This is a genomic window from Parasedimentitalea marina (assembly GCF_004006175.1).
Lineage (GTDB): Bacteria > Pseudomonadota > Alphaproteobacteria > Rhodobacterales > Rhodobacteraceae > Parasedimentitalea > Parasedimentitalea marina.
This window is the reverse complement of sequence record NZ_CP033223.1, coordinates 11,929-25,267: the sequence shown is the minus strand read 5'-3', so window position 1 is coordinate 25,267 and position 13,339 is coordinate 11,929. Positions and strand designations below refer to the sequence as shown.

Annotated in this window: 13 protein-coding genes; 7 read left to right on the top strand and 6 right to left on the bottom strand. The window is 57.4% G+C overall.

Going from position 1 to position 13,339, the window contains the following annotated elements:
- Window positions 1-28 precede the first annotated feature (28 nt).
- From EBB79_RS23960 to EBB79_RS23945, 4 genes are all read left to right on the top strand, one after another.
- On the top strand, window positions 29-415 hold the full coding sequence (locus EBB79_RS23960; protein WP_127751511.1) for a response regulator: 387 nt from the start codon (window positions 29-31) through the stop codon (window positions 413-415).
- A gap of 1 nt (window position 416) precedes the next feature.
- On the top strand, window positions 417-773 hold the full coding sequence (locus tag EBB79_RS23955; RefSeq protein ID WP_164860919.1) for a hypothetical protein: 357 nt from the start codon (window positions 417-419) through the stop codon (window positions 771-773).
- Between the two features lie 198 nt (window positions 774-971).
- Window positions 972-2,471 carry a caspase family protein gene (locus EBB79_RS23950; protein ID WP_127751510.1) on the top strand — a complete coding sequence of 500 codons (1,500 nt, stop codon included), beginning with the start codon at window positions 972-974 and terminating at the stop codon, window positions 2,469-2,471.
- Window positions 2,472-2,498: 27 nt separating this feature from the next.
- Window positions 2,499-3,110 (top strand): hypothetical protein, encoded by a 612-nt coding sequence (locus EBB79_RS23945; protein WP_127751509.1) that lies wholly within the window; start codon window positions 2,499-2,501, stop codon window positions 3,108-3,110.
- 5 nt (window positions 3,111-3,115) lie between these two features.
- Here EBB79_RS23945 and EBB79_RS23940 read toward each other — a convergent pair whose 3' ends face one another.
- A complete protein-coding gene (locus EBB79_RS23940) occupies window positions 3,116-3,949 on the bottom strand; it encodes a M15 family metallopeptidase (RefSeq protein ID WP_127751508.1) in 834 nt (277 codons plus the stop codon).
- Window positions 3,950-4,133: 184 nt separating this feature from the next.
- Here EBB79_RS23940 and EBB79_RS23935 point away from each other — a divergent pair, with 184 nt between their 5' ends.
- The 3 genes from EBB79_RS23935 to EBB79_RS23930 are packed head-to-tail and all read left to right on the top strand — an operon-like array spanning window position 4,134 to window position 6,922.
- A complete protein-coding gene (locus EBB79_RS23935; RefSeq protein WP_127751507.1) occupies window positions 4,134-4,715 on the top strand; it encodes an OmpA family protein in 582 nt (193 codons plus the stop codon).
- Window positions 4,716-4,763: 48 nt separating this feature from the next.
- A complete protein-coding gene (locus EBB79_RS25210; protein ID WP_238705191.1) occupies window positions 4,764-5,312 on the top strand; it encodes a serine/threonine protein kinase in 549 nt (182 codons plus the stop codon).
- A gap of 29 nt (window positions 5,313-5,341) precedes the next feature.
- Complete coding sequence (locus EBB79_RS23930; RefSeq protein WP_238705190.1) at window positions 5,342-6,922, top strand: serine/threonine-protein kinase; 1,581 nt, start codon at window positions 5,342-5,344, stop codon at window positions 6,920-6,922.
- Between the two features lie 25 nt (window positions 6,923-6,947).
- On the opposite strand, the gene EBB79_RS23925 is transcribed toward EBB79_RS23930, so the two are convergent.
- Genes EBB79_RS23925 through tssL form a run of 5 tightly spaced genes read right to left on the bottom strand, consistent with a single transcriptional unit; the run spans window position 6,948 to window position 13,327 of the window.
- Window positions 6,948-7,460 carry a PP2C family protein-serine/threonine phosphatase gene (locus tag EBB79_RS23925; RefSeq protein WP_338045832.1) on the bottom strand — a complete coding sequence of 171 codons (513 nt, stop codon included), beginning with the start codon at window positions 7,458-7,460 and terminating at the stop codon, window positions 6,948-6,950.
- Window positions 7,418-7,669 (bottom strand): PP2C family protein-serine/threonine phosphatase, encoded by a 252-nt coding sequence (locus EBB79_RS25535; protein ID WP_338045831.1) that lies wholly within the window; start codon window positions 7,667-7,669, stop codon window positions 7,418-7,420. The genes EBB79_RS23925 and EBB79_RS25535 overlap by 43 nt, the downstream gene beginning before the upstream one ends.
- Window positions 7,666-8,343 (bottom strand): type VI secretion system-associated protein TagF, encoded by a 678-nt coding sequence (tagF, locus tag EBB79_RS23920; protein ID WP_238705189.1) that lies wholly within the window; start codon window positions 8,341-8,343, stop codon window positions 7,666-7,668. Before tagF ends, EBB79_RS25535 begins: the two co-directional genes overlap by 4 nt.
- Window positions 8,344-8,348: 5 nt before the next feature.
- On the bottom strand, window positions 8,349-11,912 hold the full coding sequence (gene tssM / locus EBB79_RS23915) for a type VI secretion system membrane subunit TssM (protein ID WP_127751506.1): 3,564 nt from the start codon (window positions 11,910-11,912) through the stop codon (window positions 8,349-8,351).
- A complete protein-coding gene (gene tssL / locus EBB79_RS23910; RefSeq protein WP_127751505.1) occupies window positions 11,909-13,327 on the bottom strand; it encodes a type VI secretion system protein TssL, long form in 1,419 nt (472 codons plus the stop codon). The genes tssM and tssL overlap by 4 nt, the downstream gene beginning before the upstream one ends.
- Between the last annotated feature and the right edge of the window lie 12 nt (window positions 13,328-13,339).

Genomic DNA, 13,339 nt, shown 5'->3' with positions numbered 1-13,339 from the left:
CCACAGAAGACACTACAAGGAACTAAAAATGAGCCTCAAAGACTCTCTGCGCGTTATGGTTGTTGATGACATGTCCACTAGTCGTGGAATTCTGACCCAGACATTGGATGAACTGGGCATCAAGAATTATATGGTTGAAAACAACGGCCAATCAGCCTTTCAAAAGATCGCGTCCAATCCGGTGCACCTGGTGCTTTCGGACTATAACATGCCAGGCATGGATGGATTGGGTCTGCTTAAATGTCTGCGCGAAAACCGCGCGACACAGCGGACGGGTTTTATTCTGGTGACAGGTAAGCCGACTCCAGAAGTGGTCGAAGTTGGGCGTCGTCTGGCGATGAACAACATCATTCGCAAACCGTTCACCGTGGCAACTATGAAGCAGGCGATCGAACAAGTGGTGGGACGCCTGTAAAATGAGCCTGTCCTCCAGTCATTTCATAGATATGTGCGCTGTGTCGGCACGTGAAATGCGCCAGTTGCAGGACAAAATTCTGGAGCTTGAGAATATCGTTTTCACGATACTTGACAGTGGTAAAAAACCGTCGAGCGACGATATTAAGAAGCTGCAGGATTTTGACCTGATCGCGCAGACACTGGGTGGGATTTCCGGCTTTTTTGAACAGCTTAATCGTCAAGTCGAAGATGATGGCAAGGCAAATCTGACCCAAGCGACTGAGACAATTACGCTTGAGAAACTGCGTCAGCGGCTGACCCATACCGGCGAGATGATCGAACCCAAGGCTTCGGCTGGCACGTTCGAAGCTTTCTAGCTTGTCTGCCTCAGCATCTTGCTAGCGCAAAACGGATCTGGTTCGGTCCACTCACTCAAGGTAATACCCTCTTAGCGCCGCCCCACTGGGTGGCGCTTTTTACATGTTGTCACCAGCCGTGCATATTTTTTACTTTCATTGCAAATTCCGCGAGCTAGACTGGATGCCAGTTGAAATTGTGTGTGTTGGGGCCTCGAAATGTTTTTTGTTTCTCGGATGTTTTGCGTTTTGGTTTTGTCTCTCGCCCCGGCTCTTGGTCAAGCTGACAGCCGCCGGATCGCGCTGGTTATGGGCATGTCCGAGTATCAAACCCTGCCTTCGCTGGATAACACCGGAAACGACGCCGTGGCCATGGCTGCAACACTTGAAAGAATTGGCTTTGATGTCACCCTTTCCGTTGACGCCGGTGTGGCGGAAATTGAACAGCTACTTGAAGATTTTTCCTTCCGCTCCGAGGTGGCCGACTTAGCGCTGATTTATTTCGCGGGTCACGGGATTGAAGTTCAGGGCGAGAATTTTCTGATCCCGGTGGATGCTGCTGTGAACAGCAACCTGGATGTGCAGCGGCAGTCGATGTCTTTGAAACGCTTGCTCTCGGCGGTGGATCGGGCCCGCAAGATGCGCATCGTTATATTGGACAGCTGCCGCAACAATCCGCTGGGAGATGCCATCGCATTGAGCAATGGCACCGTCGAAACCGCTGCTACGGAAAGCACCCGCGGCAGTGGCGGCGGCATGGCGGCGGCTGATCCTGACCGTGGGACCCTGGTGGCTTTTGCCGCCCGGGATGGGCAGGTCGCGCTGGATGGAAACGGCGACAATAGCCCCTATGCTATTGCCTTGATGGAGAAAATGGCTCAGCCAGGGCTTGAGATCAGCCTGATGTTCCGGCAAGTTCGCGACAGTGTACTAAACCAAACCGGCAACTTGCAGGAACCGCATACCTATGGGTCGCTAACGGGGGTGCCCTTCTATCTGGCCGGGGCGGCTGACGGCGAAGTCGACGTTGCCTCAGTTGAACCCATTGACGCCTGGGCCTCGCTGCGATCCGACCAAGAAGAGCAATTATTGGCGCTGGCCGATCAGGGGGATACCCGGTCCATGCTGGGGCTCGCCTATATCCGATTAAACCCGAACGAAGGCCGGTTTGACCCCAAGGCTGCCGTTGCGTTCCTGCAAACGGCAGCGGATGCGGGCTCTCCTGAGGCACAGTTTGAACTGGCGAAACTCTACGAACGGGGCACCGGTGTGTCGGTGGACCATGCCAGGGCCTTGACGCTGTATCGCGCCGCTGCAGATCAGGATTTTGCCGACGCAATCAACGATCTGGGATTCCTGCACTATCAGGGCGGACTGGGTCTGCCGGCGGATGCACAAAAGGCGCTGACCTTTTTCGAACGCGCCGCTGATCTGCGCCATCCGCAGGCCCAGTTCAACTTCGCAGCATTGATCGACGATGGCTTGATTGCCAACAAGGGTCCCAGTGACTCAGCGTATTATCTGTATCAGGCTTTGCGCTCGGGCAGTTCCGATGTGTTAAATTTGCTCAGTGATCGCCCCACAATGTTCACCGGGGAAACCCGCCGTGAGCTGCAAGCCATGCTAAAGAAAAATGATTTTTATCAGGGCTCTATCGATGGGGATTTTGGCCCCGGGACCCAACGTGGCATACGACGTGCCTACGGTATTGAAGAATAAGCCCTAGTAGAAAGGCAAGTTGGGAATATGAATATTCTGCGAGTGGGCGTTTTGTCCCTGTTTGCATCAATGGCTTTTTCACCTCAGTCCGCGCAGGCTCAAACGACCGATGACGGCAACGGCAATTATGGTTCCTCGGAGTCATCTAATGGCCGTTCTGGAGACTTTGATCTAGACAGGAAAAATAAAACACGGCTGACCGACCCTGACGACATCGCAGCGCGGCTGACAGATATACGCTTGCACTGTGGACCCGCCGAACTTTATGTGATCGACTGCCTGGCCGAGCGGTTGGAAGCTCTGGAAAGGGATATGATCGGGTTGGCGCGTTATGGTGATGCCCGACGCATTCTACGGGATACCGCAAGCCAACTCAGGCAAATTACTCAGGATAATCTGGATCAGGAACGGCCCAAGGCGCGGCTGGCATCTGCCGATGGTAATTTTCGGTCATCCCGGCCATTGTCCGCCGTATCAGCCGCCCAGAAACGACGCGCCATTTCACAGGCCGTGGCGGTCCTGGCCGAGGCCGAGACCCAGTTGCTACGCTCCGCCGAGGCCTCTGCCGGTCGGGCGGTACAATATCAGCAAATCGCTGCGGCACTGGGATCAAACAAAGTGCTGTTACGCTCGTCCTGACCGGATTATAATTTACCGTCTGCCAGCCATTGATCCAGCTGGCGGCGGCTGATTTCAAAATGCATACTGTCCTCCCGCCGGAACCCAGCACCCCAAACCCAGCCTTCATCGTTGAAAAAATCAGCGATGATAGTCAGGCCCAGTTGGGTTTTACCATCGGTAAAATTGTCAAGCTGACCGTCAATGTTCAGGTCCACAGCCAGCCCATAGCTGTGCGTCGACAATGAATTCTGCGTGCCCCGGATTCGTCGAACGCACAGGGCCCCGGCGGTATTGATGCGACCGTATAAATCCGGATCAGCCGAGCGGATGTTCTCAAAAACCACCTTTAGACTCTCGATTGCAGGCCGCAACATGCTGACGCGGATCGGGCCAACCTGTTCGGTGACCAGCTTTTCCTTTAGCTCGGGGTTGGTCATGGGCTGGCAATTGTCGTTCAGGTCGGGGCGCGGGCGACCCAGTTTTTCAGACAGGTAAGATCCACCTGCCACCCGCAGCCCATGGTTCACATTCAGCCGGTCCGCAATCAGCACCACCTGCGCATAATCCAAATCAGCACCCGGGGTCTGGTCCCAAATCGCCATCTCAGCGGCGGCGTCATCGGTCACCGGAGCCGTTGCGCCGGCAATTGGCAACCGGGCCACCTCGCTTTTAAGCTCCGTCAACCGCAGCTGCAGGTCCTCGATTTGTTGACGCAGCATTTCAATTTCGATCCGTGCCGAAGAATCCACCGCGGCCCCTTCAAACCCTTCGTCGGACAGGGCCCATTTCAGGGAAAACCAGATGACTGGCAACAGCATCAGGGCAACGGCTAAGATTATGGCTGGCAATACGCGCATGGGTCCCTCTTACTTATCAATTCTAATTCAACCAGTTCTGGACGGTGAGTAAAGCGTTTCGTGAGAATTCAGTGGAATTCATTTTCTTTGGAAAATTTCTGCATCACGTCAAAACCATTGGCAGGGTCATGGCAGTGGTATAGGCTGATATGGTAACTGGTCTTATTAATGGGGGGCATATGTAATGGTCCGTCTCAATGTTTTATTTGTTAGTCTTCTCATCGCTGGGCTTGGGGCTGCGCCGCTAGCATTTGCGCAAACCACGGATGAGATGTCAGTAGAAGAACTTACCGCCGCTTTTAAAAAGCAAAAAACCCGCGGATTGGTTATTGTGCCAAACGCTGGCGCGGATGCGGCCACCGATGCAACGGCACAGGAAACAGCTACTGTCGCAGCCGTTGCCGCTGAAGAATATGAACCGGTTGAACGCCAATCTCAGATCAACGTCCAGATCTCATTTGACTTTGATAGTGCCGCTCTGCGGGCCGACCAGCAACCAAAGCTGGTCAATATGTGCCAGTCGATGCAATTGCTTGACGGGACCGTGTTTCAGATCATTGGCCATACCGACAGCTCTGGTTCTGCAAGTTACAATCAACGCCTGTCGTTGCTGCGTGCGCAAGAAGTCCGCCGTCATATGATTTCGACCTGTGGTATCGATGAGAACATGCTCAAGGCAATTGGAATGGGTGAGACTGCTCCATTTGATGGGGGCGATACACGCGCTGATATCAATCGGCGGGTTGAATTCCAGGCTCTTGGCTAAGCATTTGCGCGCGGTATATGTCGCTGCACTCACGCCGTGGAGGGCGCTATGATGGATTCGCGCCCGGGCGATATGTTTCAGCCTGGTGATTTGTTGAACAACACCTATCGCATCGAAATGCTGTTGGGTCGCGGCGGCACATCCGACGTTTACAAGGCCCGCTCGGAAATTTCGGGCAACCTTGTGGCGCTGAAAGTCCTAAAACAAGAACTGGCCGGCAACGAAGACTTCACCGTGCTGATGGCCCGCGAGGAAAATATCCGCGAGATCCGCCATGATGCGGTGGTGCGCTATTCGGAAAATCACCGGACACCAGAGGGTCAAATCTATCTGCTGATGGATTTCATCGACGGTCCGGGGATGGACAAAAAGTTGAAGCAAGGCCCAATGTCAGCTGACGATCTGCTGATTGTCGGGCGGCGCGTCGCCGAGGGACTGCAGGCGGCCCATGCCAGGAACATTGTCCATCGTGACCTCAGCCCTGACAATATTATCCTGCGTGACGGCGATCCCGCGCAGGCGGTTATCATTGATTTTGGCATCGCCAAAGACACCAATCCCGGTGCCCAAACGATCGTCGGCAATGAATTTGCTTAAGCAAATACTCTTATGCCGCACCAGAGCAGTTGAGCGGCGATACCGATGCCCGCGCCGATATATATTCCTTGGGCGCGTTGCTCCTGGCCAATTTCCGTGGCGCGCCGCCCAATCTGGGTGCGAACCCGATGGAAGTGGTGGAAAACAAACAGAAACCATTGGATACATCCGGCGTGCCCCAGCCTTTGAAAGGGCTGATTGATCGCATGTGTGATCCGGATAAGGACAAACGGCTTGGCGATGCTGGTCTGGTTCTGGCCTATATTGATGATCCCAAATCGCAGACAAAGCCGACAGCCGTGACTGACGCGGCGCCAGCTGAAGCGCCGAACGATGAAGCCACCGTGATTGCGTTGTCGGTGAAACCATCGGCGCCCAAAGCCCCTGCTCCACAGAAATCCAGTTCAGGCCGCGGTCCGCTATTGGCGATTGGCCTTAGTGTTGCCTTGGCAGCCGTTGGGGTTGGTGGATACGTATCAGGTCTGTTTGATAGTTTTCTGCCGGCTGCTTATCCTGTGGCCGATCCCTTTACGCTGATTGTTGAAAAACTCCCACAAGGCCAGGCTCAGGCGGTTGGTTTCATGCCATCGGAATCTTCACGCGACGCATTGGCCGCATTAGTGATCGATGCGGATCTGACATTGGCCTCGGGCGAGATTGCCAGCAGCTGGGGCGAGGATATATTGGCCAGCTTACAGCCTTTGGAACCGCTGAGTGAATGGCGGCTTGTCGTCTCGAACAACAAGGCCAAACTGACCGGAACCACCGAAGACGCCGAGATCTTTGCCCAGATCAATGCGGTGTTTGGGTCGGGACTGCCGGGGGCATTGGACGGTAATGTCGATATCTCCTTTGTCCCTGCGATCCTGCGCACGGCCGATGTCCGCGAAATTCTGCAAGCCAAAAGCGATTGTGGGCCGCTCACCGCGCCGCAAGCCGGATCTGTCGGCGGCTATGGTCCCGAAGATGCGATCACCGTGACCGGCCGGGTCGCCGAAACGGCCACGCGTATCGGCCTGTTTGACGAATTGCGCGCCATTGCCGGTGACCGCAAGGTGGTGCTGGATCTGGACGTTCTGAACCCCAGCCTGTGCCTGATCGAACAACACCTGCCCCGCGCCCCGTCTGGCGCAACTACGGTGGCTTTCACCGTTGGCGACCGCAACGAACCAAACCCGTCGGGGCGTTTCTTTGTGGGCGAAAATCCGGTGATTGACGTGGTGGTGCCTGCGGATATGACCGCAGGGTTTTTGACGGTTTCAATCCTCGACGTCTCGGGCAATGTCTTTCATCTGCTGCCCAATATCTCGCGGCCGGACAATTCGGTTGCCACTCTGCGCGATGGGAGCAGCGGCGAGGTCCGGGTAAGGGTGGCCTTTGATTTGGACGCCGCCTCAGAGGATGGCGGCATTGCCTTTCGTGTTGATGACAGTTCCCTGGGCAAAAGCAAAATTCTGGTGTTGCACTCCTCTGCACCGCTGTTCGAAGGAATGCGTCCAACTTCGGAAAGCGCGGTTGGGTTCGCAGAAGCGCTGCAAACCAGCTTTGAGGTAGATGCGGGGCGGATTCTGTCGCTAGACAGTAGAATCCTGACCACAGCCCAGCCGTAATCCGGATTTTTCAGGGCTCAAGGGATTATTGCACGTCGACTACGATTACCGAAATATTGTCCGCACCGCCCCCCGCCAGGGCCACCTGCACCAGCCGTTCAACCACCGTTTCAATTGGCGTGCTGCTCAGGATGTCCTGCAACATGGCAAAGGTGGCATATTTGGTCAGCCCGTCCGAACAGACCAGAAACCGATCGCCAGCCAGGGCCTCGCCGCGCACCTTGTCCAGCTCCAGAACGTCGCCAACGCCGACAGCACGGGTGATCGCATTGGACTGCGGGTGCTGTTCGGCCTCGTCCCAGGACATCTTACCGGCCAAGACATATTCTGCGACCGATGAATGGTCGGTGGTCAGCATTTCAATCAATCCATTTCGCAGCCGGTAAATGCGACTGTCGCCAGCCCATAAGCCGACAAAATGCCCATTGGCCATCATCAGCGCCACAACAGTTGCCCCGATGACACTGGCCCCCAGCGCATCGGCTTCGGCCCGGATCACTTGATGCGCACTGGTGATGGCGTCGCGCAATGCATGCATGCGCGCTGTCGGATCAATCCCTGTGGGATCATGGCGACACTATCAGCGACAGCGCGACTGGCGAAATCCCCGGCCTGATGCCCGCCCATTCCATCTGCGACCAACCAGATATCCTGATCCGGCAGGGAAAGAATTGTGTCCTCGTTCACCTTGCGCTTTAGCCCGACATGGGTTTGCGCCGTGTAGCGATAGTTGTGAAACTCACTCATAATGGTCGCGCCTCGCTCCAGATTGGGGCCGCTAGATCGAATAGTCCCAGGGCTGCCTTGCCGGTGGGTAATCCCTGACACACCATCAGCCGGGGGGCCCCGTCCAAAATGGCCGTCCACAGGCTGGCTCCGCTTATGCGCTGATCCAACAGATCGCCAGCCAGCAAATTGGGCAATGCAGCAGGTGTGCTGGCTCCCGTCATCAACAGACATCCCTCGGCGCCGCGTATCGGTGAATGCGCCCGCTGCACCGGCACAGTGCAGGCGGTCAGATCCTGTGACAGTTTTTCACGTGTCATGTCATCCTCCAGCGCAGCCAGCGCCACATCCTCCAGCTGTTCAAAAAGTTTGGCTTCCGAGAGATGATCCAGTGAGGCCGGCCCCGGGGTTGGCAGCGAGGCCATCAGCGTCAGCGGAAACCGTCGCCCGACCCGGTCAACGGATGGCATCAGCACGCCCATCACCTTTTGCGGGCCCGCCAGCCCGGCCGACAGGGTAAACCGCCAAATCGGGGCGGTCATGTAATAGCCATCCCAATAAGGACCATGCGCGCCCTGCCCGGTCAGCAGCAGGCCCTGCAGCCACGCATCCCAGACCCGGGTAAATCCTGTCGGCGGCGACAGTCGAAAGAAGTCGCCAACCGAAGGAATTTTGCCAAATGCGCCAAACCCCATCGCGATCACATCGACTTTGGACAGCTGAACTTTGCCATGGCCGGCAGGGCAAAGGGGTTGATCACAGATCCGGACTGCAATTCAAACAGCGCCAGCCGGCCACCAACGCGAAAATTGACGCGGCGGCGGTCGGACACATTGGTGCGCCGCACCTCGGCCGAGTCGAGCAACCGGAACCAGGCCCAGGGCCCATCCCGTGACGTGGTGTTTTCATTGTCGCGTTTCTTGGGCGACAGGGTGATCCGTGCCAGCCCCACCTGTCCGGGCCAGGTCACTGCAACGGGGCTGGGTGGTCCTGACCGATGACCATAGGCCACCTGTACACCGTCAATTTCCAGCAGCACCTCTTTGGCCTTGGGGTCCAGGGCCTTGGGTGTGATCTGGAACTGCACAGCGGGTGTCGGCCCGGCCGCAAAGAAGGCATCGCGGATTTCAGCCGCATATTGCATCTGCACCAGAACCGCCGGGCTGATCCCCAAATCCACGTCATTGACCCGTTTCCAGGTCCAGGGCCGACTGCGGGTGTCGACATATTTTGCAAGGTTTTCGTTGAAGAACCCGTCAATCAGGCCTCCCGGTGAAAACAGCTTGGCAAAATCCGCCATCGCCACATCTGCCCGCGCCCGCCGGTTGAACGGATAGCGATTGTCCAGCGCCTGCGTACAGAACGGCAACACCGAGGCCTGCCAACGCGCGTTGATCGACGCCCGCGTGCCCTCGGATGTGATCCCGGACGACCCGGTCGAGATTTGCGAGGCCCATCGCTGGACCGGCCCATCGGCACGGGACGCGGACTGCTGGAACTGCAACAACGCCTCGCCACCGGTGGCCACCCCACTGAACGACATCTTGTTCAGCTCTTGATAGACCAGTTGCAGCGACACCATCAGATCATCCAGTTGCGAGGGCTGGCCTTCGGGGCGCAGGACCAGATTATGCAACCACTGGAACCGCTCTTGCACATATGATCCGGGCGGCTTGGGCGGCACGCCGCTGCCATCTGCCGAGGACTGGACCAGCGCCTCCAGCAGAATCTGCCCCTGGATCGACAGGTTCGACCGCGCCTCGATTGCCGCCACCTGCGACGCGCCACCGGTCAAGGCCGAGGTATCCACAGCACTGCGATCCACTGCCAATTGGGTTTCCCGCGACACTTCGGTCAGAATATTCACAATCGGCGAGGTAGGCCCAGACAACACATTGGTGACTTCGACTGCATGGCTCAGAGATTCCAGCGGGATGATGTCGACATCGCCCAATAGGGTATCATAACGCGTGATAAAATCGTTGTAATACAGATCCAGCACATCGCGACTTAACGCCAGCAGCGCCGCGTTGTTCTGATCGTCCTGGCTACGCTGACCCAGCACCCAGGCCTCGCGCTGGACCCGTTCTGCAACGCTGACCGCTTCGGGCAGGAACACATTGTGGAACCCGTCATAGGTATAGATCCCTTCGATCCCGTCGTTCAGCTGCTTGCCCGAACTGCGCACCAGCACTCGTTTCACCGACGGACCACCAATATCAGTCAGGCGCCATTTCGGCAGGCTGGATGCGGTGTTGGAATTGACAATCCCGTTGTAAACCCGCTGTGCCAGCGGCAGTTCCGACAGGATATTTTGCACCTGCTCAACCATTGGGCCGTTCAATGACACCTCAGCCATCGGCTGTGACAGCAGCGCGGTCAGATGATCCATCAGGTCGCTGCGCAGCTGGGCCCGGGCAATTCCCGGATAGGCCACCAGCTCCCAGTCAAGCCGCAACCATTCCTTGATCAGGTCCTGGTTCATCGGCCCCTGCAGGCCCAGCATCAGATAGATTTTCAGCGCCTCGTACAACAGGTCCGGGTTGTTGATATTGCCAGAGATCTGCTCTTCCAGCCGCACCAGCAGGCGGGGCAACAAACGTTGGTTCAGCGCCGCGCGATAGGTCTGTGCGGCCTGAGTTCCAATCACCTCGCCCTGATACAGACCATAGGTCATTTCACGTTCAGGTTTAGGGTCCGACAGAACCGGGTTGGCAGGCAGGTCGCGCAGCAGGTTCAGGGCCTCGACCACCGGCACCAGATCCGTGTCGCCCACCGGGCTGGGCGGCAGGGTCGCGGCGGCGGCCTGATAGGCCGAGACCTGTTCCTCGGCCTCTTCGATCAGCTCGGCGTTTTCCAGGAACGAATTCACCCAAAGGCTGCCGGTGATCATTGCAATCAAAACCGTGACCGTAATGGCGCCGCGCCGGGTCCAGCGATATCGCCGCTCGACCTTGTCATCCGCCGAAACAAGCCCGGCCTCGGGGAACATCACGCTTTCAAACAGACGGGTCAGGAAAAAGGACCGGCCCGTCCCCTGCCCGGTGCCAATTGCCTGACGGCCAATGCCGAATGTCTGCGCCATGCCCAGCATCAGCCGGTCAATCGGCGTGCCCTCTTGGGTGCCCGAGGTGAAATAGATCCCGCGCAGCATCTGCCGCTGGTCATAGCGATTGTCCTGAAACACTTCGTTCAGGAAGTCCCGCGCCACACCGCGCACCGAGGCCACCTGAGCTGGGAACCCCGCAACCAAAGCGCGGCGCTGGTGATCTGTCTCGCCTTGCATTTTCTCCAGCAATTGCGCGTTCAACTGGCCCAGCAGCAGGGCAAACTCTTCATCAAAACGCGCGATCGGTGCCTCTTCCTTTTTGCCCTTGGGCAGCGGCAGAGTGAAACCCCAGACCTGTTCACGGTCTTCCTTGCCCAGAGCATCGTGAAATTCGCTAAAGCCGGCAATCAGATCGGCCTTGGTGAACAGCACATAAACCGGGAACCGCACGCCCAGACGGTCGCGCAATTCTGACAGACGCCTGCGCACCGCCTGTGCGTGACCCTTTTGAGTGATCTCATCCTGCTGCGACAGATCCGACAGTGAAATCGCGATGATGGCCCCGTTGATCGGCTGGCGTTTGCGGTATTTTTTCAACAGCCCCAGAAAGCCGACCCAGGCGGCGTTATCCGCCTCGGCATCGCTTTCCTGGGTGGTGTAACGGCCGGCCGTATCAATCAGCACCGCGTCATTGGTGAACCACCAATCACAGTTGCGGGTGCCGCCAACGCCGCCAATTGCCGCCTTGCCCAGCTTATCAGCCAGTGGAAATTGCAGCCCAGAATTGACAATCGCCGTGGTTTTACCAGCCCCCGGAGGACCGATCATCACATACCATGGCAGATCATTCAGGTGGCGCTTGCCATTCTTGGATTTGCGCAGCTCGACCATTGCCTGCTTGAACTTGCCGCGCAGCTCGCCGATCTCTTCGGCCAGGAAATCATCCTCGCTGGTGTCTACCGTTTCGGCCATCTCGTCGGTCATCGCGCGGTCTTTGCGACGCCGGCGCCAGAAAATAAAGATAATCAACAGCAGGAAGAAGACCCAGATTATCGAGATGGTGACAATGCGGGCGGTCATGCTGTCAAAGGGGCGCCATTCCTCGCCACCTATGAAGGGACCAAAGTACCAGACGCAGGCCGACAGGACAGCGGCAAAAATCAGCAGCAGCGAATAGATGGATTTGAATAGCGGTACGATATATCGCCGGATCATGTGTCACTCTCCTGCACCAGCAGTACTTCGATACGGCGGTTGCGCGCGCGCCCCGCTTTGGTGCCGTTATCAGCCAGTGGATCATTGTCGGCGCGACCTTCGGCAGACAGGCGACTTGGGTCATCCAGCACCTCGGCCATTTCCGCCATCACCGATTTGGCCCGTGCCAGCGATAAATGCATATTGGACGGGAACCGCGACGAGCGGATCGGTACGTTGTCCGAGTGCCCAACCACAATCAACGCGCCTTTTTCACCGTTCAGCGCCTTTGCCAACCGGATGATCCGCGATTCAATCTCGGATTTCAGGGTGTCGGATCCGGATCCGAACATACCAGTTCCTGCCACCCGAATGGTCAGCGTATTGCCCTTTTGAAACACCTCGATCAGGCCGTCGGCAATTTCTGGCTCCAAAAAACCCGAGACCTTGGCAACCTGGTCCACAACTTCTATTGGCGTCGGCGTTGGTTCGGGCGGCGGTGCGCGGCGTTCCAACTCGGCCACAGGGCCAGCATCTACAATCGACAACTGGCCAATCACCCGCTCGGTCTGGTTTGACAGGGCCCATGACAGGCCGACGAATTGCATCCCCAGCAACGCGGCTGTCACGGTCAGCGCGATCCACACCAGCCGCCAGGCAGACAGAGCTTTGAACGGTTTCTTCAAACCCTGCCAATGCGGCGCCAGATCCCGTTCAACTGGCCCACGTTGTGCCCGGATGATCCGCGCCAACGCGCCGCGGATCTGCATGTGTTTCTCTGGGCCGCCCTGTTCAATGCGCAGCCGACCTTCAAATCCCAGCGACATGCACATGTATAGGAACTCAAGCATATCGATATTGCTGCCCGGCTCTTTCTCAAGCCGTGCCAGCAGGTCATAAAACCGGTCACCACCAACGGTTTCGCGGTGGAATGTTCCGACCATGGATTGCAATCCCCAACTGGACTGGCCGCCCCAGGGCGTGTTCAGCACCACGTCGTCCAGCGTGGCACACATGGCATAGCGAGCGATTTTGACGGTCTGCGCCGTGATACCGGCCTGCAGGGCGCGGTTTTCAAATCCGCGCACTTCGGCCACCACGCTTTGGCGCAGTTTGTCAGGGTCCATGTGCTGGGCGCGGTTGCGAATGCGGCTGATCAGGGCAAACAATGTCGACGCACAGGCCGTCAGCTGGTTCATCCCCGTCATTGCAACCTGGTTTGCCTTGCCTGCATTTGGTGTCGCAGGGGCAGCAGCCGGCGCCGAGGCCTGCGGCACGCCAAAGGCATCACCACCAGCGCCCGCCGGGGCCGCCTCGGGTTGGGCGGCAGGTTGGAACGGCTCTGGGCTCGCCGGACGGCGACCACCGGGATTGGGTCTGATCACCGTCTTGTCGGTGTCATTTGGTTCCGCAAACGGGTCGTCGTAATCGCCCATGTTCTATTCCCG